21 protein-coding genes and 1 pseudogene are annotated in these 23,292 nt (G+C 70.1%); 9 read left to right on the top strand and 13 right to left on the bottom strand.

The features are described 5' to 3' along the window. Window positions 1-280 precede the first annotated feature (280 nt). The 7 genes from AQI94_RS24875 (at window position 281) to AQI94_RS24850 (ending at window position 7,016) form a co-directional block, all read left to right on the top strand. Window positions 281-1,102, top strand: coding sequence for a helix-turn-helix domain-containing protein (locus AQI94_RS24875; protein WP_404817933.1), 822 nt, complete (start codon window positions 281-283; stop codon window positions 1,100-1,102). 30 nt (window positions 1,103-1,132) lie between these two features. Next, a complete protein-coding gene (locus AQI94_RS46260) occupies window positions 1,133-1,258 on the top strand; it encodes a hypothetical protein (protein WP_263973313.1) in 126 nt (41 codons plus the stop codon). An 80-nt stretch (window positions 1,259-1,338) separates the two neighbouring features. After that, window positions 1,339-2,145, top strand: coding sequence for an SAM-dependent methyltransferase (locus tag AQI94_RS24870; protein ID WP_062229939.1), 807 nt, complete (start codon window positions 1,339-1,341; stop codon window positions 2,143-2,145). 158 nt (window positions 2,146-2,303) lie between these two features. Beyond that, on the top strand, window positions 2,304-3,566 hold the full coding sequence (locus AQI94_RS24865) for a citrate synthase (protein ID WP_031043623.1): 1,263 nt from the start codon (window positions 2,304-2,306) through the stop codon (window positions 3,564-3,566). Window positions 3,567-3,618: 52 nt separating this feature from the next. Further along, entirely contained in the window at window positions 3,619-4,563 is a 945-nt protein-coding gene (locus AQI94_RS24860) for a sucrase ferredoxin (protein WP_031043627.1), read from the top strand. 105 nt (window positions 4,564-4,668) lie between these two features. Then, entirely contained in the window at window positions 4,669-6,336 is a 1,668-nt protein-coding gene (locus AQI94_RS24855; protein ID WP_051832089.1) for an ATP-binding protein, read from the top strand. Beyond that, window positions 6,336-7,016, top strand: coding sequence for a response regulator (locus AQI94_RS24850; protein WP_031043638.1), 681 nt, complete (start codon window positions 6,336-6,338; stop codon window positions 7,014-7,016). Before AQI94_RS24855 ends, AQI94_RS24850 begins: the two co-directional genes overlap by 1 nt. 6 nt (window positions 7,017-7,022) lie before the next feature. Here the strand turns inward: AQI94_RS24850 and AQI94_RS24845 are convergent, their stop codons facing one another. From AQI94_RS24845 to AQI94_RS24835, 3 genes are all read right to left on the bottom strand, one after another. Beyond that, entirely contained in the window at window positions 7,023-8,093 is a 1,071-nt protein-coding gene (locus tag AQI94_RS24845) for an ABC transporter substrate-binding protein (protein WP_031043641.1), read from the bottom strand. A 67-nt stretch (window positions 8,094-8,160) separates the two neighbouring features. Next, a complete protein-coding gene (locus tag AQI94_RS24840) occupies window positions 8,161-9,039 on the bottom strand; it encodes an ABC transporter permease (RefSeq protein ID WP_031043643.1) in 879 nt (292 codons plus the stop codon). Then, window positions 9,029-9,844: an ABC transporter ATP-binding protein gene (locus AQI94_RS24835; protein ID WP_020121891.1), complete on the bottom strand. Its 816-nt coding sequence runs from the start codon at window positions 9,842-9,844 to the stop codon at window positions 9,029-9,031. The genes AQI94_RS24840 and AQI94_RS24835 overlap by 11 nt, the downstream gene beginning before the upstream one ends. A 162-nt stretch (window positions 9,845-10,006) precedes the next feature. On the opposite strand from AQI94_RS24835, the gene AQI94_RS24830 reads away from it, so the two are divergent. Further along, a complete protein-coding gene (locus AQI94_RS24830; protein WP_031043649.1) occupies window positions 10,007-10,699 on the top strand; it encodes a response regulator in 693 nt (230 codons plus the stop codon). A gap of 41 nt (window positions 10,700-10,740) precedes the next feature. Here the strand turns inward: AQI94_RS24830 and AQI94_RS24825 are convergent, their stop codons facing one another. The 6 genes from AQI94_RS24825 to AQI94_RS24800 all read right to left on the bottom strand — a co-directional run bounded on the left by AQI94_RS24825 (window position 10,741) and on the right by AQI94_RS24800 (window position 17,690). Continuing rightward, window positions 10,741-12,333 carry a solute symporter family protein gene (locus AQI94_RS24825; RefSeq protein ID WP_031043652.1) on the bottom strand — a complete coding sequence of 531 codons (1,593 nt, stop codon included), beginning with the start codon at window positions 12,331-12,333 and terminating at the stop codon, window positions 10,741-10,743. After that, complete coding sequence (locus AQI94_RS24820; RefSeq protein WP_031043655.1) at window positions 12,333-12,893, bottom strand: DUF485 domain-containing protein; 561 nt, start codon at window positions 12,891-12,893, stop codon at window positions 12,333-12,335. The genes AQI94_RS24825 and AQI94_RS24820 overlap by 1 nt, the downstream gene beginning before the upstream one ends. Before the next feature lie 60 nt (window positions 12,894-12,953). Next, window positions 12,954-13,646, bottom strand: a complete 693-nt coding sequence (locus tag AQI94_RS24815; RefSeq protein WP_031043657.1) for a response regulator transcription factor — start codon at window positions 13,644-13,646, stop codon at window positions 12,954-12,956. Beyond that, a complete protein-coding gene (locus tag AQI94_RS24810) occupies window positions 13,643-14,794 on the bottom strand; it encodes a sensor histidine kinase (protein WP_031043660.1) in 1,152 nt (383 codons plus the stop codon). Before AQI94_RS24810 ends, AQI94_RS24815 begins: the two co-directional genes overlap by 4 nt. Continuing rightward, a complete protein-coding gene (locus AQI94_RS24805; RefSeq protein ID WP_031043662.1) occupies window positions 14,791-15,324 on the bottom strand; it encodes a hypothetical protein in 534 nt (177 codons plus the stop codon). The genes AQI94_RS24810 and AQI94_RS24805 overlap by 4 nt, the downstream gene beginning before the upstream one ends. A gap of 242 nt (window positions 15,325-15,566) precedes the next feature. Beyond that, window positions 15,567-17,690: a DNA gyrase/topoisomerase IV subunit B gene (locus AQI94_RS24800; protein ID WP_031043665.1), complete on the bottom strand. Its 2,124-nt coding sequence runs from the start codon at window positions 17,688-17,690 to the stop codon at window positions 15,567-15,569. Window positions 17,691-18,132: 442 nt separating this feature from the next. On the opposite strand from AQI94_RS24800, the gene AQI94_RS24795 reads away from it, so the two are divergent. After that, entirely contained in the window at window positions 18,133-18,363 is a 231-nt protein-coding gene (locus AQI94_RS24795; protein ID WP_007385181.1) for a DUF7455 domain-containing protein, read from the top strand. A gap of 123 nt (window positions 18,364-18,486) precedes the next feature. Here AQI94_RS24795 and AQI94_RS24790 read toward each other — a convergent pair whose 3' ends face one another. From AQI94_RS24790 to AQI94_RS45745, 4 genes and pseudogenes are all read right to left on the bottom strand, one after another. Then, window positions 18,487-19,350: a S1 family serine peptidase gene (locus AQI94_RS24790; RefSeq protein WP_031043669.1), complete on the bottom strand. Its 864-nt coding sequence runs from the start codon at window positions 19,348-19,350 to the stop codon at window positions 18,487-18,489. 120 nt (window positions 19,351-19,470) lie between these two features. After that, on the bottom strand, window positions 19,471-21,009 hold the full coding sequence (locus AQI94_RS24785) for an RNA polymerase sigma factor (RefSeq protein WP_031043673.1): 1,539 nt from the start codon (window positions 21,007-21,009) through the stop codon (window positions 19,471-19,473). A gap of 421 nt (window positions 21,010-21,430) precedes the next feature. Then, window positions 21,431-22,318 carry a FadR/GntR family transcriptional regulator gene (locus AQI94_RS24780; protein WP_078902700.1) on the bottom strand — a complete coding sequence of 296 codons (888 nt, stop codon included), beginning with the start codon at window positions 22,316-22,318 and terminating at the stop codon, window positions 21,431-21,433. A 162-nt stretch (window positions 22,319-22,480) separates the two neighbouring features. Beyond that, window positions 22,481-23,292, bottom strand: a pseudogene (locus AQI94_RS45745) (ABC transporter ATP-binding protein); the annotation flags it as partial.

The following is a 23,292-nucleotide window of genomic DNA, read 5'->3' as shown; positions in this document are numbered from 1 at the left end:
TTGAATCAAGTTGAAGCGGTTGATCGGCCGAGGCATTCAACGCACAGACCCCTGACCGCCACGAGGCCGCCTTCGATGGGCGCCGCTCCCGCAAGTACCCTGCACGGAAAGGAAGTTCAACGCGCAACCAGTCGCCTGATAATTTCAGAGAGCCAGGATCCATCTGGTCGCGTCAGCAAGTCGGTGCCAGAATCGTGCATATGACAGCCCCTCAGGAGGTGTGGACGTGAACGACAGCCGCTCGGCTGCCGGCAGCAACAGCGCGCCCACCGTTCTCCGCATGATCCTGGGCCGACGTCTTCAGGAACGCCGTCAGGACGCGGGAGCCTCGCTGGAGGACGCGGCACGGACCCTGCGAGTGGGTCCCCTGACCATCCGCCGCCTGGAGAAGGCCGAGGTAGCCCTCAAGCCGCTCTACGTGGAAAAGCTCCTGGAGACCTACGGGGCCGACCGGCAGGAGATCGACGAGTTCGTCGAACTCGCCGAACGCGCCAACGAACCCGGCTGGTGGCACACCTACCGTGACGTCCTGCCGAACTGGTTCAGCGCCTACGTCAGCCTGGAGACCGGCGCCCGGACCCTGCGCACCTACGAGCCCCACTACGTCACCGGACTCCTCCAGACGCACGCCTACGCGCGCGCGGTGCTGCAGGGCGGCTTGCCGAGCGAGGCCGAGGAGGACCTGGCACGGCGGGTGGATCTGCGGCTGCGCCGCCAGAGCCTGCTGGACAGGTCCGACGCGCCCACGCTGTGGGTGGTGATGGAAGAGGCCGTACTGCACCGGGTGGTGGGCGGCCCCGAGGTCATGCGGGAGCAGCTCGAACGGCTCCTGGAGGTCTCGGAGCTGGATCATGTCAGCGTCGACGTCGTGCCGTTCACCGCCGGCGCCCATGTGGGCGCGTGTGCCCCGTTCACGTACTTCCGCTTCGAGGAGCCGGAGCTGCCGGACATCGTCTACACCGAGGTCCTCTCCGGCGCGATGTACCTGGACCAGCGCTCCGACGTGTCGGCGCACCTGGAGGCGCACAACCGGATGGCGCTGCTGACCTCGGACGCGGACAGCAGGGCACTCCTGAACCGCATGCGCAAGGAGTACTCATGACCGGCACCGGCTGTCAGGCACACAAGCGGGATGCCGGCCGCCGATCTGGGCGAGCAGGGCTGGGAGTCCTCGCGGAGGATCCACACCCCGCAGGAGATCGCCGTGTTCCTCGCGGGAATCAAGCAAGGCCAGGCCGACCATCTGGCCTCCAAGTGAACCCGGGCCAGGGGAACTGAGCCGTCCTTCCGGCGACTTCCCGCCCGACACCCCCACGTACAGCACCTGAAAGGCACAGGATGACCAGCTCGCACGCCGCGCGGGAGATCGACACCAGCCGGCCCCACTCCGCCCGGATGTACGACTACTACCTCGGCGGCAAGGACCACTTCGACATCGACAAGCAGGCGGCCGAGACCGTCGCGGCGGCCTACCCCGGCATCTTCACCTGCGCCCGGGAGAACCGGGCGTTCATGCACCGCGCCACCCGCGTCCTCGCCCGTGAGCACGGCATCCGGCAGTGGCTCGACATAGGCACCGGCATTCCCACCGAGCCGAACCTCCACCAGGTCGCCCAGTCGGTCGTCGCTGACGCCCGCGTGGTGTACGCCGACAACGACCCGCTGGTCCTCCGGTACGCCGAGCGTCTGATGCGCAGCACACCGCAGGGCCGCACCACGTACATCGAGGCCGACGTCAACAACGCGGACGCCCTGCTGAACGCGCCGGAGCTGGCCGAGGTGCTGGACACGGGCCGGCCGGTGGCACTGTCCCTCAACGCCCTCATGCACTTCGTCACGGACGCGCAGGACCCGTACGGCATCGTGAGCCGACTGCTGGCCGAGCTCCCCTCGGGCAGCGCCCTGGCCCTCAGCCACTGCACTCCCGACTTCGATCCGGACACCTGGCAGAAGGTCACCGACATCTACACCGGCGCTGGTACACCGGTGCAGTTCCGCAGCCGGCCCGAGGTCACCCGCTTCTTCGAGGGCCTCGACCTGCTCGACCCGGGCGTGACGGTCGGTCACCGCTGGCGTCCGGACGAGACGCCCACCGCTTCGGACGCCGAGGTCAGCCTGTGGACCGGGGTGGGCATCAAGCCCTGACGCCGTGGGCAGCCGCCGTGCCGTGCGAGCAACGTCCCTCGCACGGAGGGCGACCGGCTGCCGAGCCGCGTCGGCGCGGACGGCGGCGCCGGGGAGCCGGCCCGCGCCGTCGCCACCACTCCGATCCACCCACCCGGCTGCGGATACGGTGACCTCTTATGCGCGATCAAGACCCCCTCCCCGGTCCCGCCGAACACCGGCTCAGCACCAAGGAAGCCGCCGAACTGCTGGGCGTGAAGCCCGAGACCGTCTACGCCTACGTGAGCCGCGGCCAGCTCAGCAGCCGGCGCGTCCCCGGCGGCCGGGGCAGCACCTTCGACGCCACGGAGGTCGAGGCCCTCGCCCGGCGCAATCGCCGGGAGAGCGGCGGGAGTCCGGGCACCGGCGGCGACCTGTCCGTACGGACCCGCATCACGTTCATCGACCGGGACCGTTACTACTTCCGGGGGGTCGACGCGACCGAACTCGCCGCGCGTCACTCCTACGAAGAGATCGCGGAGTGGCTGTGGACCGGCCGGATGCAGCCCGGCGTCACCTTCACCGCCCCCGACGCCACCGTCGACACGGCCCGCCGCGTGGTGGACGCGCTGCCCGAGCACACCGGCCCCACCGACCGGTTGCGGGTCGCCGCGATCGCCGCCGCGGCGGCCGACCCGCTGCGTTTCGACCTGTCCGAGGAGGCGGTGCTCGGCACCGCGCGAACCCTCATCCCCACCCTTGTCGCCGCCCTGCCGCCCGTGCTCCACGACCGCCGCAGGGACGACGGCCGGCTGGCCCCCCGGCTGTGGACACGGCTGAGCGGACGCAAGCCCGACGAGGCGTCCCTGCGCGCCCTGGACACCGCACTCGGCCTTCTCGTCGACCACGACCTCGCCGCCTCGACCCTCGCGGTACGCGTCGCCGCCTCGGCACGCGCGCACGCCTACGCGGCCGTCTCCGCCGGACTCGGCGTCCTGGAAGGGCCCTTGCACGGCGCGGCCAGCGGGCTCGCCCACCGCTTGCTGCTCGACGTGCTCGACCGGGGCGACGCGGCCCCGGTGATCGCGGAGGAGCTGCGGGCCGGCCGCCGCATCCCGGGCCTCGGCCACCGGCTCTACCCGGGCGAGGACCCACGCGCGCGTGCCCTGTTCGCTCTCCTGGAGGAGATCCCGCGCGCCGAGCCCGCCCTCCTCGCGGCCCGCGACATCGTGGCCACCACCGCCCGCGACGTCCCCCTGCACGCCAATGTGGACCTGGCCCTCGCGGTACTCACCGCCTCCTCCGGGATGCCGTCGACGGCCGGAGAGACGATCTTCGCCGTCGCCCGTACGGCGGGCTGGATCGCCCACGCGCTGGAGGAGTACGGGGAACGCCCGCTCCGCATGCGCCCGAGCGGCACCTACGTGGGCCCGAAACCACCGCAGCCACTGCCGGAGCACTGACGGGAAGGCGGCCGGAAGCCGCCGTGCGCCGAGTCAGGTTAGGCTCACCTCTGTGAGTACCTGCTCAACGGTCTCGCACGACCTCGACGAGCCCGTTTCCGGAACCGCGGCCACCGCGCGGACCTGGCTGCTGCTGGAGCAGTCCGGCCCCTGGGGCGCCAAGGCGCTCACTTCGAGCCACCTCGACCCCGCGCTGGGCCGTGCCCTGGAGGCCGCCGCGAAGGACACGGGTGTGCGCATCGCGCTCATCCGCCGCCCCGGACGGCACGCCGACAGCAGAACACCCACCATCCGGCAGGTGTACGCCGCCCACACCGCGCCCGGCAACGTGTGGCTGCGCAGTGCGACGACCCGCGACCCGCGCGACCTGCTCGGCCTGGACCTCGCAGCGCTCGGCAGCGGCGATCACAGCGGGTTCGACGCGGTGCTCGGCGGTCGCCCCCACACCGGCGATCCGCTCGCCCTCGTCTGCACCAACGGCAAGCGGGACCGCTGCTGCGCGCTCCTGGGCCGTCCGCTCGCCGCGGAACTGGCCGCCTCGGGCGTCGAGGGCGCCTGGGAGGTCACCCATCTGGGTGGTCACCGGTTCTCCCCGACCCTGCTCGTCCTGCCGTACGGCTATGCCTACGGCCGCGCCGAGGCCCATGCCGTCAAGGAAGTCCTCCACAGCGTCCGGGAGGGCCGGATCGTGGTCAAGGGGTGTCGCGGCAACTCCGCCTGGGAGCGTCCCGGTCAGGCTGCCGAGCTGGCCGTCCGCACGGCGGCGGGCGAATACGCGGCCGAGGCCCTGACCGTCGTACGTACGGAAGGCACGGCCCCGCACTGGGAGGTGACCGTGGCGCACACCGACGGCCGCCACTGGCGCGTGCTCGTGGCCCAGACCGCGTCCCTGCCGCCCCGTCCCGAGAGCTGCGGGGCCTCGGTGCTCGGCTCGCCCGCGCGGATGGACGTGGTGGCGGTGCACGAGCTCAGGACGTCGACGGCACTGGCGAGCTGACCGGACGGCGGTCGGCCGCCCCGCAGGACCGTCCACGTGTTGATCAAGAGATCCATGCCACACCCCCTGCGGCGACTCCGGCGTCTCCCCGTACCGTTCATGGGTATGAGCCGCACTCCCCCCGCCCGCCGCCTGCGCCTCGGACTGCCCCGCCGGGTGTTCTCGCAGGTTCTTCTGATGCAGTTGGCGATCGCCGCGGGAGTCGTGGTGCTCGCGACCGGCCTGTTCCTCGCGCCTTTGAGCAACCAGCTGGACGACCAGGCGATGCGCCGGGCGCTGGCCATCGCCCAGACCACCGCCGCGGAGTCGCAGATCGCCGAGCAGGTCAAGGACACGCCCCCGCTGCCCGACGGCCCCGTCCAGCGGGAGGCCGAGCGGATCCGCAGGGCGACCGGGGCCGAGTACGTCGTGGTGATGGACTGGCGAGGCGTCCGCTGGTCGCACCCGACCCGCGGCGAGGTGGGCAGGACCGTCTCGACCGACCCGGGCCAGGCCCTGTCCGGCAAGGAGATCATGCAGATCGACAGCGGCACCCTGGGCCGCACGGCCCGCGGCAAGGTGCCGTTGTACGACAGCCGGCACAAGATCGTCGGGGCCGTCTCCGTCGGCATCGCCTACGACAGTGTGCGCGCCCGGCTGATCCACGCGATCCCGGGACTGTTCGCGTACGCCGGCGGGGCCCTCGCCGTCGGCGCGCTGGCCGCCTGGGTCATCTCCAGGAGGGTCCAGCGGCAGACCCGTGACCTGGCCTTCTCCGACATCTCCGCCCTCCTCGCCGAGCGCGAGGCCATGCTGCACGGCATCCGGGAAGGCGTCGTCGCGCTGGACCGCGCCGGACGCCTGCGCCTGCTCAACGACGAGGCCCGGCGGCTGCTGGGCATCGGCGACGAGGCGGTCGGGCGCACTCCCGACGAGGCGCTCGGGGACGGCCGTACGGCCGATGTCCTGGCCGGCCGTGTGACGGGCACCGATCTGGTCACCGTGCGGGGCCAGCGGGTGCTGGTCGCCAACCGGATGCCCACCGACGACGGCGGGGCCGTCGCGACCCTGCGCGACCGCACCGAGCTGGAGCAGCTCGGCCGCGAGCTCGACTCGACCCACGGTCTCATCGACGCCCTGCGCGCCCAGGACCACGAGCACGCCAACCGTATGCACACGCTCCTGGGGCTGCTGGAGCTGGAGATGTACGACGACGCCGTGGAGTTCGTCGGGGAGGTCGTCGGCGACCACCGGGCCACCGCGGAGCAGGTCACCGAGAAGATCGAGGACCCGCTGCTCGCCGCGCTGCTGGTGGGCAAGGCGACCGTCGCCGCCGAGCGCGGGGTCGCCCTGTGGGTCTCCGACCGGACCCGGCTGCCGGACCGGCTGGTCGATCCGAGCGGACTGGTCACGATCGTCGGCAACCTCGTGGACAACGCCCTGGACGCCGTCGCCGGCGACCTCCACGCGCGCGTGGAGGTCGAGCTGCGCACCGAGGGCCGTGCCGCCGTCCTGAGGGTGCGGGACACCGGACCCGGAATCCCGGTGGAACAGCGGGAACTCATTTTCACGGAGGGCTGGTCCACCAAGGAGCCCCCCGCGCACCGGGGGCGGGGCCTCGGGCTCTCCCTGGTACGCAAGCTCGCCGAGCGCCAGGGGGGCAGCGCGGCCGTGGCGGAGGCGGACGGCGGAGGCGCGGAGTTCACCGTCGTACTGCCCGACGCACTGGCAGAGCCGCAGCCGGCGCTCACCGCGTCGCCCAGCCGTCAGCCGGCCACCGAGGAGAAGTCGTGATGATCGAGGTCCTGGTCGTGGACGACGACACCCGCGTGGCGCGCGTCAACGCCGCCTACGTCGAGAAGGTTCCCGGCTTCCACGTGGCCGGCGAGGCCCACAGCGCCGCGGACGCGCTGCGGCAGCTGGAGGCGCTGCCCCACGTCGACCTGGTCCTCATGGACCACTACCTGCCCGACGAGACGGGCCTGGCGGTCGTCCAGGAGATGCGCCGGCGCGGCCACCAGACCGACGTGATCATGGTGACGGCGGCACGGGACGTGACGACCGTGCAGGCGGCGATGCGGCACGGCGCGCTGCAGTACCTGGTCAAGCCGTTCGCCTTCGCGGGCCTCAGGGCCAGGCTGGAGGCGTACGCCGAGCTGCGGCGCACTCTGGACGGCGGCGGCGAGGCGGAACAGGCGGAGGTCGACCGCATCTTCGGTGCCCTCTCCTCGCCGGCGGAGCCCGATCTGCCCAAGGGGCACTCCCCGACCACGGTGGAGCTGGTCCGCAGGTCTCTGATGAACGCCGAAGGGCCTCTGTCGGCGCAGGAGATCGCCGACCGGACCGGGGTGAGCCGGCAGACCGCCCAGCGCTATCTGAAGCTCCTGGAGCGCACGGGGCGGGCCAGACTCACCTTGAAGTACGGCGATGCGGGCCGCCCGGAACACCGTTACGTGTGGGCGACCCGCGCGTGAGGGGGCTCAGCCGGCGTTCTGCGCGGCCTTCTGGACGAACTCCGTCGTGTACGTCTTGTCGAGGTCGACGTCGGCGTTCTGGATGTTGGGGTTGAACGCCTTGAGGACCTTCTCGACGGTCTCGGGACCGTTCTGGGGCATCACGCCGTCCTTGGTGAACATCGGCAGCGTGTTCTTGATGGCCACCGCGTACAGCAGCTTGTTGCCCTGCGAGTAGTCGGCGGGCATCTTGTCGGCGATCTGGGTGGCGCTGTGGGTGGACATCCACTTGAGTGTCTTGACGAATGCATTGGCCAACTTCTGGACGGTCTCCTTGTGACCGTTGACCCAGTCCGTCTGCATGTACAGGCTCGACGACGGATAGGGACCGCCGAGTGCCTCGTCGGAGCCCTGAGGCGTGCGCATGTCCAGGAGGATCTTGCCGGCCTTCTTGTCCAGGATCGTCGCGACGGTCGGGTCGGTCGTCATGCCGCCGTCGATGGCGCCCTGCTGGAGCGCCGAGATGAACGTCGGTCCCGCGCCGACGGCGACCGGGGTGAAGTCGCTGACCTTCACGCCGTTCTTGACGCCGAGGTACTTGGTGAGGAAGTCGGTCGAGGAGCCGAGGCCCGTGACCCCGAGCTTCTTGCCCTTGAAGTCCTTGGCCGAAGTGATGTCGCCCGCCGCCTTGTTGGAGACGATCTCCACCTCGCCGGGCGCGTGCGAGAACTGCACGACCGACTCCACGTCCTTGCCCTTGACCTGCAGGTCGAGGGTGTGGTCGTAGAAGCCGACGGCCCCCTGGACCTGGCCGGAGACGAGCGCGGTCTCGGCCTGGACTCCGGCGGGCTCGCTCAGCAGCTCCACGTCGAGCCCCTCGGCGTCGAAGTAGCCGAGCCGCTGGGTGAGCATCGCGGGCAGGTAGATGACCTTGTCCAGGCCACCGACCATGATCTTGACCTTGGTTCCCTTGCCGTCGCCCTTGCTTCCGGAGTCGGCCGACGCCGTACTGGCGGCGTCGTTGGCACAGGCGGTGAGCGAGGAGAGGGCGAGCAGGCCGGCGGCGGCCAGGGAGGCGTGTCTGGCGATCTTGCGCATGGGGTTCACGTCCTTGTGAGGGGCGGTGCGGGAAGGGCTGAGACGGGGGTGGTTGCCGGGGACGGGGTCAGCTGTCGGACGTCGTCGGCTTCCAGCGGAAGATGCGGCGCTCGGCGAAGGTGAGCAGTCCTTCGGCGAGGAGCGCGACGACAGCGAGGATGACCATCGCGGCGTACACACCGGCCGCGTTGAAGGTGCCCTGCGACTGCGCGACGAGCAGGCCGATGCCCTTGGTCGCGCCTATGTACTCGCCGACGATCGCGCCGATGAGGGCGAAGCCGAAGCTGACGTGCAGGCTGGTGAAGATCCACGAGGTCGCGGACGGGATGACGACCTGAAGCGTCACCCTGCGGTCGCTCGCGCCGAGGATGCGGGCGTTGGCGACCAGGTTGCGGTCGACCTCCCGGGCGCCCTGGAAGGCGTTGAAGAAGACCGGGAAGAAGACCAGGACGACGGCCGAGGCGACCTTGGAGGCCGGTCCGAGTCCGAACCAGATCACGAAGATGGGCGCAAGGACGATCCTCGGTATGGAGTTGAGCACCTTGATGTATGGACCAAGGACGTCGGCGAGCAGGGTGATCCGCCCCAGCGCGATACCGAACACCACACCGGCCACCACGCCGACGACCCAGCCCAGCAGCGCCTCGTAGAGCGTGTACCAGATCTGTTCGCCCAACGAACCGAGTGCGGTCCCGTGCGTCACCCAGGTCCAGATCTGGTCCCAGATCTTCGAGGGCATGGAGAAGTTGAAGGGATCGATGACCTCGGCCCGCGAGAGCACTTCCCACAGACCGAGAACGGCCACCAAAAGCAGCACCCGGGACGCGGTGACGACGATCCGGCGTCTGCGGGCGGCACGCGCGCGTGAGTGCGCGCGACCGGTCTTGTCGGCGGGGTCGGCCAGGGCCGGTGCGGCCTGGGCCTCGGGAATGACGTCAGGCGACATGGGCGGCGCTCCTCTCGCGCGTGATGCGGACCTCTTCGCCGAGGGACTCCCAGATCTCGCGGTAGATCTCGATGAACCGCGGCTCCAGTCGCACCGACTCGACCTTGCGCGGCCGCGGCAGGTCGATGTCGAAGACCTGCTTGACGGTGGCGGGTCCGGCCGTCATCACGACGACCTTGTCGGCCAGCGCGATGGACTCCTCCAGGTCATGGGTGACGAAGACGACGGAGGCGCCCGTGCCCTCCCAGAGTTCGAGGAGTTCGTCGGACATCAGGGCCCGGGTCTGCACGTCGAGCGCGGAGAACGGCTCGTCCATCAGCAGGATCTCGGGATCGTTGACGAAGGTGGCGGCGAGCGCAACCCGCTTGCGCATGCCTCCGGAGAGCTGATGGGGGTAGCGGTCCTCGAAGGCCGCGAGCCCGACCCGGGCCAGCCATTCCCGCGCCTTCTGCCTGGCCTCCGCCTTGGGCACACCGCGGAAGCGCGGGCCGGCCATGACGTTCGACAGGACCGTGCGCCAGGGGAAGGTGGCGTCCTGCTGGAAGACGAATCCGACCTTGTCCCCGACTCCCCTGACCGGCTCCCCGACGACCAGAACCTCGCCCTCGGAGGGCTCCTCCAACCCGCTGACCAGCGTCAACGTGGTCGACTTGCCGCAGCCCGTGGGCCCGACGACCGCCACGAACTCCCCACGCCCCACCGTGAGGTCAAGGCCCCTGACGGCCGTGTGCAGACCCCCCGACGGGGTCCGGAATGTCTTGCTCGCGCCCCGCAGCTCGATGGCGGGGCTGGTGTCTGCGCTCATGGCCGGGGACGGTAGATGTGGCCTGCGCCACGGCATCAGTCTTCTGGGCACATGCCGTTCTTTTGCCTGCAACAGCCTGTTGTGCTCGTTTTGCGCGCGCTACAAACAGCGAAGCCGAAACACGGGCGTTACGCCCGCCAGGCCTTGAGGGAGAGAGGCCCGATGATTGACGTCCTGGTCGTGGACGACGACTTCCGCGTCGCCGAGATCAACGCGAAGTACGTGGGGAAGGTTCCCGGCTTCCGGGTCGCTGCCCGCGCCCACAGCGCCGCCCAGGCGCTGGCCAGCGTGCAGCGCGGGACCATCGACCTGGTCCTGCTCGACCACTACCTGCCCGACCAGACGGGCCTCGAACTCGTCCACCGCATGCGGGAACAGGGCCACGGCACCGACGTCATCATGGTCACGGCAGCAGGCGATGTGACGACCGTCCAGGCCGCTATGCGCCTGGGCGCCCTCCACTACCTGGTGAAACCCTTCACCTTCGCCGCGCTGCGCACCCGCCTGGACTCCTACGCCGCCCTGCGCCGCACCGTCGACCGGGTCGGCGGCCGCGGCATCGCCGGTCAGGAACAGGTCGACCGGATCTTCAGCGCGCTGCGCACCACACCGGTTCCGGTCTCCCCCGGCCTGCCCAGCGGCCACTCGGAGCCGACCACGGACCTCATCTGCCGTGTCCTGCACCACGCCGAGCACCCGCTGTCGGCCCACGAGGTCGCCGCCGAGACGGGACTGAGCCGCTCCACCGCGCAGCGCTACCTCCGCCACCTCGAACAGGCCGGCCGCCTCCGTCTCTCCCTCAGATACGGCGACACGGGCCGCCCGGAACACCGGTACGCGTGGGTGGCGCCCTAGCCGTACGACGACGAAGGCGCCGTACGGCTAGGGCGCCACCCCTACACGGCTCCGGCCCCCGTGAGCGACCGCACCTCGGTCTCCGCGTGCTTGGCCTCGTCGGCGACCTCCGCCGAGGTGACCGTTCCGAGCCAGCCCGCGACGAAGCCCAGCGGGATGGAGACCAGACCGGGGTTCTGCAGCGGGAAGTACTGGAAGTCGACGCCGGGGAAGAGGGACTCGGGGCTGCCGGACACCACGGGCGACAGCAGCACCAGGGCCATGGCCGGGATCAGTCCGCCGTAGACGGACCAGACGGCGCCACGGGTGGTGAAGCCGCGCCAGAACAGCGAGTAGAGCAGCACCGGCAGATTCGCGGACGCGGCGACGGCGAAGGCGAGGCCCACCAGGAAGGCGACGTTGAGATCGCGGGCCAGCAGGCCGAGGGCGATCGCGATGACACCGATCCCGACCGCGGCGGTCCTGGCCACGGCCACCTCGCTGTGCGGCTTGGCCCGTCGACGCCGGAGCGAGGCGTACAGGTCGTGGGCGACGGAGGCCGAGGAGGCGAGGGTGATGCCGGCGACCACGGCGAGGATCGTGGCGAAGGCGACGGCGGCGACGATGGCAAACAGAACCGTTCCTCCCGTGGAGTCGGCACCGCCGCCCAGGTCCAGGGCCAGGAGGGGAACCGCGGTGTTCCCCGCGGCGTTCGATCCCCGGACCGTCTGGGGCCCCACGATCGCCGCGGCACCGAACCCCAGGACGATCGTCATCAGGTAGAAGCCGCCGATCAGCCCGATCGACCAGACCACCGAACGCCGTGCGGCGCGTGCCGTGGGCACGGTGTAGAAGCGGGACAGGATGTGCGGCAGCCCTGCCGTGCCGAGCACGAGAGCGAGTCCCAGGCTGATGAAGTCGAGACGGGCGGTCCAGTCCACGCCGTACTTCAGACCGGGTGCCAGGAACGACCTGCCGTGGCCGCTGCGCTCCGCCGCCGTGAGCAGCAGCTGGTCGACGTCACCGTGGAACCGCACCAGCACGAGCACGGTCAGTGCGACGGTCCCGCCCAGCAGCAGGACCGCCTTGACGATCTGGATCCAGGTCGTCGCCCGCATCCCTCCCAGGGACACATAGATCACCATGAGCGCCCCGACGGCGATCACGGTCCAGGACTGCGCCGCCTCGCTGGTGCCTCCGAGCAGCAGCGCGACCAGGCTGCCCGCGCCCACCATCTGCGCCACCAGATACAGAACGGACACCGTGACCGAGGACGTCCCCGCCGCGATCCGCACCGGCCGCTCGCTCATCCGCGCGGCGACGACATCGGCGAGGGTGAACCGCCCGCAGTTGCGCACCAGTTCGGCGACGAGGAACAGCACCACCAGCCAGGCCACGAGGAAGCCCACCGAATAGAGCATCCCGTCGTACCCGAAGAGCGCGATGAGACCGGAGATACCGAGGAAGGACGCGGCCGACATGTAGTCGCCCGCGATGGCAAAACCATTCTCCATCGGGGAGAACAGCCGCCCGCCCGCGTAGAACTCCTCCGCCGAACCGTGCCGGTGGCGGCTCACCCAGGTCGTGATCCCGAGCGTGACCGCGACGAACGCGCTGAACAGCAGCAGCGCGAGGGTCTGGTGATTCCCCGTCACTATGACGCACCGCCCCGGGCCGTACGCGTCAGTTCCTGGGTGTCCCAACGCAGTTCGAGTGCGGCCCGGTCCCGGCGCAGCCTCGCGTGCCGCGCGTAGGCCCAGGTCAGCAGGAAGGTGGTGAGGAACTGCCCGAGTCCCGCGACCATCGCCACGTTCACCGCGCCGGCCACCGGCCGTGCCATCAGTCCCGGCGCGCTCGTCGCCGTCACGACGTAGGCCACGTACCAGGTGAAGAACCCGATGCCCGCCGGCACCACGAACCTCCGGTACCTGCTGCGCACCTCCTGGAAGGCCGCGCTGCGCTGCACCTCGAGGTAGACGTCGGCCGCCGCGGCGGCCCTGTCCTCGCGCTCCGCGCGTGCTGTCGCGACCTGGGCCACGGGGGTGCCGTCGCCGCTCGTCTCGCCCCAGCCGGAGGCGAGCTCGTCGTACCAGGGATCGTCGTACCGCACCCCGGCCGACGCATCGGCGCGGGCCGCATCGAGGCCGTCGTGGTTCTCGGCCGGGCTCTCGGCATCCCCCTCGCTTCCGCGGGGACGAGCGTTGCTTGACTGCATGCCCAAGGATGGACAGAACGGGAAGATCCCTGACTCTTCTTCCCCGCGCTCTTCACCCCATCAGGTGATTCCTCCCATCGGTGGCCGTACAAGCCCCTTCGCATAGGCGTAACGCACCGCCTGGGCACGGTCCTTGATGCCCGTCTTGGCGAAGAGGTTGTTGATGTGGGTCTTCACCGTGGCGGTCGAGACATGCAGTTCGCGGGCGATCTCCTGATTGGTCAGCCCTTCCGCGATCAGCGCCAGCACCTCGACCTCCCGGGCGGTGAGCCCGTCGGGCGCCTCCGCGGGCACCGGCTGCGGCGGCTCGGGGTCCGACAGCCGCTCCAGCAGCCGCCGTTGGACGCTCGGTGACAGTCCGGCGTCCCCGGAGAGCACGCTCTGCACGGCCCTTACGATCTCGTCGCCACCCGCGTCCTTGGTGAGATAACCGCGCGCCCCCGCCTTGAGCGCGGGAAACAGCGACTCGTCGTCGCCGAACGTCGTCAGCACCACGACCTGGGTCCCGGGGTACCCGGCCCGGATCCTCCGAGTCGCCTCCACCCCGTCACAACGGGGCATGCGCAGGTCCATCAGCACCACGTCCGGGGCGAGTTGAGCGACGAGCTCCACCGCCTCCTCCCCGTCCGCGGCCGCGCCCACGACCTCGACACCGGGCAGCAGACCGAGCAGCATCACGATGCCTTCGCGGACCACGGTCTGGTCGTCCGCGACCACCACCCGCGCGGGCCTCGCCTCCGCCCCCTCCGTCATACCGGCACCTTCAACGTCACCACGAACCCTTCGTCGTCCGGCCCGGCGTGCAGCGAACCGCCCAGCAGTTCGGCGCGCTCCCGCATCCCCAGCAGACCGTACCCGCCACCGGTGGCGGTGAGTTCACCCGGCGAACCACCCGAGTCCCGCACGACCAGCGTCACCTGCTCCGCGCCGTACTCCAGCCGCATCCGGACCTTGGCCCCCGGGGCGTGCTTGCGGACGTTGGTCAGGGCCTCCTGCGCGACTCTGCGCACAGCCTGCGACGCCTCGACCGGCAGCGGTCTGCGCTCACCCGAAATGGTGGTCTCGGCTCCGTCGCCCGTCCCGACGAGCTGGCTCAGGAAGTCCTCCAGCGGAGTCATGTCCCCGCGCAGGGCCGACAGCGCCTGCCGGGTCTCCTCAAGACCGTCGCGAGCCATGCCCCGGGCCGCCACCACCCTTTCGAGGACCTGACCCCGGTCCGCCCCCCTCTCGATCAGCAATCGGGCCGCCTCCAGGTGCACGAGCTGCGCGGAGAGACTGTGGGCCAGCACGTCATGGATCTCCCGAGCGATCCGGGCCCGCTCCGCGAGTGCCGCCGACTCCGCCTCGGCCGCCCGGGCGGCCCGCTCCTGGTTGAGCAGCCGCTGCGCGTTGCCGCGCGCCTCGGCGTCGAGTCGCAGGACATAGCCGGCCAGGGCGAGCCCCGCGGTCGTGGCCAGGGTCGTCAGCCACACGTCGTCGTTGACGGCGGCGTAGAGGGCGAGGGCGATCACGGTCACGGGCAGGGCGGCGGCGATGGGCAGCCGTTCCAGAGCGGTGACGGCGCAACCGCACCACAGCACGAGGGCGACGACCCCGAAGTCGGCGGCCTGGGCGAGGACCGCGATCGCCAGGAGTACACAGAAGAGTGCCAGGGAGGGCCAGAGCCGATGCGCCAGGGTCGTACGGAAGAGGGCCCAGGCGACGACGGCGGACAGGAGGATTCCTGTCACCGCCCCCACCACGCCCCAGCCCCGCACATGACTGCTGTTGAAAGCACCCCACAGGAGCATGGCGAGCACCAGCGACCGCGTGACCCAGCCGAGCAGCCGACGAGGACGTGTGGTCGCCTCGCGCCCGAGCGCCTCCCGGGATGGCCAGCGGGTCCAGACGTTGTCCGTCACACACGTTCCTTCCCCGAGGACCGGCCCATGGGCTGACCGTACGCCGGGACAGGGGCTACAGCAGCGCTCGCCGTGTTCAGGGAACGCGCACGCCAGTCGAGGGTCCCGGAACGCACGAGCAGGGTGGCCGCGAGGGCGAGCAGCAGCGCGGAGGAGTCCTGGTGGACACCGAGCACCGCACCGAGCGCGAAGAGGCCGACCCGCAGTCCGATGCCGACGGCCCAGACAGCCCCGCTCGCCCTGGTGCTCCGGCTCCACACCGAGCCGTCCGCTTCGGCCCATATCCGGCTCGTCCAGGCCCAGCCGGCCCCGATGGCGAGGCCGATGAGGAGTTCGGCGGTGAGCAGCGCGATCGATGCCGTGCGGTGCTGGGCGTCCAGCAGCCCCGGCTCGCGCAGTGCCACGACGGCCAGGACCACGGGCAGCAGCCACCAGCGCCGCCCGGTGTCGATCCGGCTCCCCCGGAACTGCCGGGCGAGCAGCACGACCACCGCGACCACGATCAGCAACGCGTCGACGAGCCCGGACATCACAGCCTCCGTGAGCGAGGAAGGGACTGCCGGCAGCGGATGCCGCCGACACCTTCGAAGCTACGGAAGTCCGCGGGTCGGGAGATCGGAGCAGGGGTGGATCACGGGTGGATTCCCGGGCTGTCGTGTTCTCCACCCAGGGGTGGAGAACACGGGCCGCGACGGATTCGACACTCCCCTCGCGCAAGGAGGCCTCAGTCCTGGGCCACCCAGGACTGAGGCCTTCCACGCTCAGCGCACCGCTACGCGTCGATGCGCGACCGGTCCAGCGTCGCCGCCGAACCCGAGATGAACTCCTTCCGCGGCGCCACGTCGTTGCCCATCAGCAGATCGAAGACCTGCTCGGCGGCCTCCAGATCGGCGAGGTTGATCCGCCGCAGAGTCCGGTGCCGCGGGTCCATCGTCGTCTCGGCCAGCTGGTCGGCGTCCATCTCGCCGAGACCCTTGTAGCGCTGGATGGAGTCCTTGTACCGGACCCCCTTGCTCTGGAACTCCAGCAGTTTCTCGCGCAGCTCACGGTCGGAGTACGTGTAGACGTACTTGTCCTGCCCCTTCTTCGGCTGGACCAGCTCGATGCGGTGCAGCGGCGGCACCGCGGCGAAGACCCGGCCCGCCTCGACCATGGGCCGCATGTAGCGCTGGAACAGCGTCAGCAGAAGGCAGCGGATGTGTGAGCCGTCGACGTCGGCGTCGGTCATCATGATGATCTTGCCGTAACGGGCCGCGTCGATGTCGAACGTCCGGCCGGACCCCGCTCCTATGACCTGGATGATCGCACCGCACTCGACGTTCTTGAGCATGTCGGTGACGGACGACTTCTGGACATTGAGGATCTTGCCCCGGATGGGCAGCAGCGCCTGGAACTCGGAGTTCCGGGCGAGCTTCGCGGTACCGAGCGCGGAGTCGCCCTCGACGATGAACAGCTCGCTGCGGTCGACGTCGTCGCTGCGGCAGTCGGCGAGCTTGGCGGGCAGCGAGGAGGTCTCCAGAGCCGTCTTGCGGCGCTGCGCGTCCTTGTGCTGGCGGGCCGCGATGCGGGTGCGCGCGGCGGCGACCGCCTTCTCCATGACGACCCGGGCCTGGGCCGCGGCATCCCGCTTCGTGGACGTCAGGAACGCCTTGAGCTCCTTGGAGATCACGGTGTTCACGATGCGGCGGGCCGCCGAGGTGCCGAGGACCTCCTTGGTCTGGCCCTCGAACTGCGGCTCGGCCAGGCGCACGGTGACGACCGCGGTCAGGCCCTCGAGAGCGTCGTCCTTGACGATGTCGTCCTCGGCGACACGCAGCAGTTTCTTGGCGCGCAGCACCTCGTTCATCGTCTTGGTGACGGCCTGCTCGAAGCCGGCGACATGGGTGCCGCCCTTGGGCGTGGCGATGATGTTGACGAACGACCTCAGGGTCGTGTCGTAGCCGGTCCCCCAGCGCATCGCGACGTCCACGCCGAGTTCGCGGGTGACCTCGGTGGGCGTCATCTGGCCGTGGTCGTCGAGGACCGGAACGGTCTCCTTGAAGCTGCCCTGGCCGGAGAAGCGAAGGACGTCGTTGACCGGCTTGTCAGCGGCCAGGTACTCGCAGAACTCGCTGATGCCTCCGTCGAAACGGAACGACTCCTCGCCCTTGCTGCCCCCTTCGCCCAGGCCGTACTCGTCACGGACGACGATGGTCAGGCCGGGCACCAGGAAGGCGGTCTGGCGAGCGCGCTGGTGGAGGTTCTCCAGGGAGAGCTTGGCGTCCTTGAGGAAGATCTGCCGGTCGGCCCAGTACCGCACGCGCGTGCCGGTCCGGGTCTTGGGGACCCTCTTGGTCTTGCGCAGGCCGCTGGTGGCGTCGAACTTGGCGTCGGGGCCGTTCGCCGCGAAGGCGCCCGGCACGCCGCGCCGGAAGCTGATCGCGTGGGTGTTGCCGGCCCGGTCGACCTCGACGTCGAGCCGCGCGGACAGCGCGTTCACCACGGAGGCGCCCACGCCGTGCAGGCCACCGGAGGCGGCGTACGAGCCGCCGCCGAACTTGCCTCCGGCGTGCAGCTTGGTCATGACGACCTCGACGCCGGACAGGCCCGTCTTGGGCTCGACGTCGACCGGGATACCCCGCCCGTTGTCCCGGACCTCCACGGAGGCGTCGTCGTGGAGGATCACGTCGATGTGGTCGCAGTATCCGCCCAGGGCCTCGTCGACGGAGTTGTCGATGATCTCCCACAGGCAGTGCATCAAGCCACGGCTGTCGGTTGATCCGATGTACATACCAGGGCGCTTGCGTACGGCCTCGAGCCCCTCGAGGACGAGCAGGTGCCGCGCGGTGTAGTTGGACCCGTCCCGGTCTGCTCCTGCCAGCAGAGCTGTGGACGGCACGGACGTCTCGGCGGTCACGCGGTTCGCTCCTCGCTGAATTTCAGGTGGGGCCCTTGTGGGTAAGGGCGCGGCTTCGGTCGCCGCCAAGAGGGTACCGAGGCCTGGTAGAGCCGTTGTAACGCCACCCTCGTGCGGAAACACAGAGTAGTCCAGGGTCGCATGCCTGTTCGATCCCTCGATGGGGTGAAGTACATATCACGTTCCCTTACAGGCATGAACCATTTAGGCTCCGGGCACGTCCTCATGAACAACCGGCAACCCAGCCGGGGGGACCGACCTTGACCGACAGCGCGAAACCGTAAGACACATAGACACGCAATACGGCACATTCGCCGCCAAACCGGCAGCAGCCAGCCGTCCGGAAAATTTCTCTCTGGGTGAAGCCCCGAGCGGGAACGTTTTGGGGCTGGTTGGATGTTGACCCTGGTACGACAGCTCGTCGAGCTAGAGAAGAGGCGACGTGACTACTGTTCTGACCCCCGCGAGCCCGCTGACGGCCGCTGACCGCTGCGACCGCTGCGGCGCCCAGGCGTACGTGCGCGTCGTGCTGCTCAGCGGTGGAGAGCTGCTCTTCTGCGCCCACCACGGTCGCAAGTTCGAGCCGGAACTCAAGAAGATCGCCGCTGAGATACAGGACGAGACGGAGCGACTCACGGCCGTTCCCGCATCCGTATCAGAAGAAGAGCGCTGACACTTCGCGTCCACGACGAGCCAGCTCCGGCACAGGCCGGCACAAGGGCGGCTGCCCCTGCTCCCAGGGGCAGCCGCCCTTGCTCATACCTTCACGAGGGCGCTCAGCACCCCCAAGGCGCCGTCACGCGGTCCCCTGGCGTCCGTCGGCCGCCTTGCGACCGTTCCGGTCCAGCGCCCGCATGAGGTCGGACACACGGGCGTAGACACCAGGCCGGCCCGCCCGCCCGCAGCCGCTCCCCCATGACACCAGCCCGATCAGCTTCCCCCGGGCGACGAGCGGCCCGCCGCTGTCCCCCTGGCAGGCGTCACGGCCGCCCCAGTCCTCCCCGGCGCACAGCATGCTGGCGGCGCTGTAGGTGCCCTCGGCACCGCCCGGATAGGCCTTCCCACAGTCCGCGTCGGACACTACGTGCACGTTTGCCCCCCGCAGACTGCGCGCGTAGTCGCCGCCGCCCGTGACGTCACCCCAGCCGTACACGGTGGCGCCGGTTCCCGGCTCGTACGCGGCGTCGCCGGCGGCCGCCATGGCGATGACCGCGCTCTGCGGCAGCGGTTCGGCGAGGGTGAGGACGGCGAAGTCCCCGACGCTGCTCTGCGGGTCGTAGCCGGGGTTCACCCAGGCTCCCCGTATGGCGATCTCCTTGCCCTGGTCCGAGAGCAGATCCGTACGGCCCGCGATGACACGGAAGTCGCTCACCTGCTCGGGCGGTGCCCCCAGGACGTTCTCGCCCATGCAGTGGGCCGCGGTGAGCACCGTGGTCCGGCCGACGGCGACACCGCCGCAGAACTGCCCGGCGCGCGTACCTCCGAACCGGTCACGGCTGGACAGGGCTACCGTCCAGGGCGCCTTGGACACATCGACCGGGAATCCCCCGACGACGACGCTGTCGGCGGCCACAGGGGCGGCCGACGCCAGCGGTATGGCCGCCGCCACGGCCGCCATGACCAGCGGCCGGGCCAGCGCCCGGGCAATGGGGTGACGCATGCATGCTCCTCACTCCGGGTGGTGATCGGAAACCCAGAGTCATGCAGTGCGCCCGTGCGCGCAGCACGAAGGCCCGGCCCCCGAAGAGGGACCGGGCCTTCGGTGTCGTACGACGACGACCTAGTCGAGGTAGTCGCGCAGCACCTGGGAACGCGACGGGTGGCGGAGCTTCGACATGGTCTTCGACTCGATCTGGCGGATGCGCTCACGCGTGACGCCGTAGACCTTGCCGATCTCGTCGAGGGTCTTCGGCTGACCGTCCGTGAGGCCGAAGCGCATCGACACCACGCCCGCCTCGCGCTCGGAAAGGGTGTCGAGGACGGAGTGCAACTGCTCCTGCAGGAGTGTGAAGCTGACCGCGTCGGCCGGGACGACGGCCTCGGAGTCCTCGATGAGGTCACCGAACTCGCTGTCGCCGTCCTCGCCCAGGGGGGTGTGCAGGGAGATGGGCTCGCGGCCGTACTTCTGGACCTCGATGACCTTCTCGGGGGTCATGTCGAGTTCCTTGGCCAGCTCCTCCGGGGTGGGCTCGCGGCCCAGGTCCTGGAGCATCTGGCGCTGCACGCGCGCGAGCTTGTTGATGACCTCGACCATGTGCACCGGGATACGGATGGTGCGGGCCTGGTCGGCCATCGCGCGGGTGATCGCCTGACGAATCCACCAGGTGGCGTACGTGGAGAACTTGTAGCCCTTGGTGTAGTCGAACTTCTCGACCGCGCGGATCAGACCGAGGTTGCCCTCCTGGATTAGGTCCAGGAAGAGCATGCCGCGGCCGGTGTAGCGCTTGGCCAGGGAGACCACCAGACGGAGGTTGGCCTCCAGGAGGTGGTTCTTGGCGCGGCGGCCGTCCTCGGCGATGATCTCCAGCTCGCGCTTGAGCTTGGGGGCGAGCTTGTCGGCGTTGGCCAGCTTGTCCTCGGCGAACAGACCGGCCTCGATGCGCTTGGCGAGCTCGACCTCCTGCTCGGCGTTGAGCAGCGGGACCTTGCCGATCTGCTTGAGGTAGTCCTTGACCGGGTCGGCGGTGGCGCCGGCAACGGCGACCTGCTGGGCAGGCGCGTCGTCCTCGTCGTCGTCGGAGAGGACGAAGCCCTTGTTCTCGGCCCCCTCCTCTTCCTCTTCGCCGGGCTTGATCTCTTCGAGGACTTCTTCCTCGACGACCTCGGCGTCGTCCTTCTTGCCGGTCGTCTTCTTGGCCGTCGCCGTCTTCTTGGTGGCGACGGTCTTCTTCGCGGCCGCCTTCTTGGTGGCGACCGTCTTCTTCGCGGCGGGCTTCGTGGGCGCTTCGCCCTCGACTGCGGGCTCAGCGGCGGGAGCCGCCGGGGTGGCGGTGGCGGTGGCCTTCTTGGTGGTCACCGTCTTCGCCGCGACCGTCTTGGTGGCGGTGCGCTTGGCCGGACTCTTCGCTGCGACGCTCTTTCGGGTGCGCTTGGGCTCCGCGGCACTGACCATCAGCGTCACACCCTCTTCCTCGAGGATCTGGTTGAGGCTGCGCAGTACGTTCTTCCACTGAGTGGCCGGAATCTGGTCAGCTTCGAAGGCCCGACGCACGTCATCGCCGGCGATCTGCCCCTCAGCCTTTCCCCGCTCAATGAGAGCCATGACAGAGACGGACTCGGCGATCTCCGGCGGGAGCGTACGGGATGTGCTGGCCGACACGAACAACCTCTCGGAACGTTGGAAAACGGCTTCCGGCCCCGTCCACAGCGGACAGGAGCCGACCACCGGCCTGGGAGTGGCCGACGGCGCGGGCGGGGGGCCGGGAGGATGCACAGCGCCTGAAACGGCGTCTGTATTCCCTCCGCGGCTGTCACCTCTTAGGTCATCGCGCTGTTCCCGCGAGCGTTACGCCCAATCTGCGTGGCCCGAGTCACACCCCGTAAGCGGCCAAAAACGGTCAGACGCGGACAGACAAGGTCACCCATCCGTTCGGACCAGCGGAGCCCGGAATGCCGTCATCGCACCGTGGGACCCCGCAGGATCCCTGGGATCCTGCGGGGTCCCACGGAGGCGGCTCGGCGGCCGGACGATGCCGCAGGAGGGGAAGGACATCCTCGACCGCGCCACCCGCGGTGCGCGGTCAGTGCTCGCGCGGCGCCGGCACCACGCGCTCGACCTCGGGATGAACGGTGAGCAGTTGACGCATGGCCGCTTCGGCCGCAGCGGCATCGCCGGTGGCGAGGGCGTCGACGATCCGGCCATGGTGCGCCAAGGACGTCTCGTTCGGCCGGTCACAGCCGGTGACCGGGTTGCCGGAGACCTGGAGGGCGGCGGAGACGATCCCGGAGAGATGCTCCAGCATGCGGTTGCCCGCGAGCTGGATGAGCAGGGAGTGGAACTCGGCGTCGGCACGGGAGAAGGTGAGCGCGTCGCCCTGACCCATGGCGTGCCCCATGATCTCGACCATGTCACCGAGGCGCTGCTGGACGTCCTCCCGGCCATGGCCCGCGGCCAGACGCGCGGCGAGCGGCTCGATCGTCCAGCGCAGCTCGCTCAGCTCGCGGCGCTGATCGTCGCGCTGGGGTCCGAAAGCCCGCCATTCGATGATGTCCGGGTCCAGCAGGTTCCAGTCACTGACGGGACGCACGCGCGTGCCGACGTTCGGGCGGGCACTGACCAGCCCCTTGGCCTCCAGGACGCGGAGCGACTCACGAACGACGGTACGGGAGACCTCGAAACGCTGGCCGATCTCCTCGGGGACCAGCGGCCGGTCGGCCCCCAGGTCACCGGAGACGATCATCTGGCCCAGCTGCTGGACGAGTTGGCCGTGCAGTCCGCGCCCGCGGCTGCCGGCGGCCCGTCGGCCCACGCGGCCCAGCTCCGGGTCCGAGCCGTCCCAGGCGGAGGCTCCGACGCGGCCCGCGGCCGGGGCATCGGCGTAGGAGTAGCGGTCGAGATCGCCCGGGCCGGCCAGACCGGAGTCGGCGGAGCGGGCGGCGGTCATCATGGTGTGCGCAAGGGTACTCACGGATCCTTTGTCGGCGTCGTCTCCAACTCCCTTGAGGTCTTTGGTGAAAAGCACACGAAAGGGTGATCGCTCACCCCGTCGCAATTGACGCCTTATCGGAAAGAAATGCGCTTTCGTCGGGAAGTTGTGCGCAGGTCGGGACCGGAAGCGCACGGACGGTCGTCATCGGACCCTGCTGCGCAGGGTCGTGAGCAGATATGCGCACAGCAGGGCGGTCAGCGACAACGCCAGTGCTCCGCCCACCGGTTGGGCGATCACTCGCGCCGCTCCGACGAGATAGCGCTCTCCGCCGAAGGGCCACTGCAGCAGGAAGACCTCACGCAGCCTCGCCGGAAGGCCCGCCGCAGCTCGCACAGACTCCCCCTCCAGGGCTCTTTGTACGAGGGGTACAACGAGCACGGGGACGGCGACCACCGCGGCCAGCCCTGCCGTGGTGGACCGGAACACGCCCGCGGCCAGCACCCCGGCCCAGGCACACGCGACCACGAGCCCGAACCAACTCGCGCTCAGCGAGAACCAGTCCGCGGGAACTTCCGTGAGTTCCCGCCCGTAGACGAGATAGAGCACTTCGGCGTCGCAGCCCACCGTGAGGAAGGCCAGCGCGAGCGCGATGGCGGTCGAGACGACGAGTTTCGCGGTGAGCAGCCCCAGTCGGCGGGGGACGGTGCCGCGGTCCGCGGCCAGGGCGGGGTGGCGGAACTCGTCGCCGAACGCGAGTGCGCCGAGCAGTCCGGCCCCGAGCGCAGCCGGGGGCAGCGGCAGCTCCCTCGGCCATGCGGCCAACAGACGCGCCTGCGGGGTGTGACCGACACGCGCCAGGAGTACGGCGGTGAGGGCGGATGTGACAAGCACGGCAGCGGCGGTCAGGAACCCCGTGCCGATCCCTGCCGCGCGGCGCAGTTCGTAGCGCAGGGGGCGCAAGGGGCCGGGGGCGGACCTGACGGAGATGGGGGGCGGGAGGGGGGGTAGGGGGG

Origin of the sequence: Streptomyces pseudovenezuelae (assembly GCF_001513955.1) — a bacterium.
In the GTDB taxonomy this organism is placed as follows: domain Bacteria; phylum Actinomycetota; class Actinomycetes; order Streptomycetales; family Streptomycetaceae; genus Streptomyces; species Streptomyces pseudovenezuelae.
Note: the sequence above shows the minus strand (reverse complement) of the source record. Positions and strands in the feature narration are given on the sequence as shown.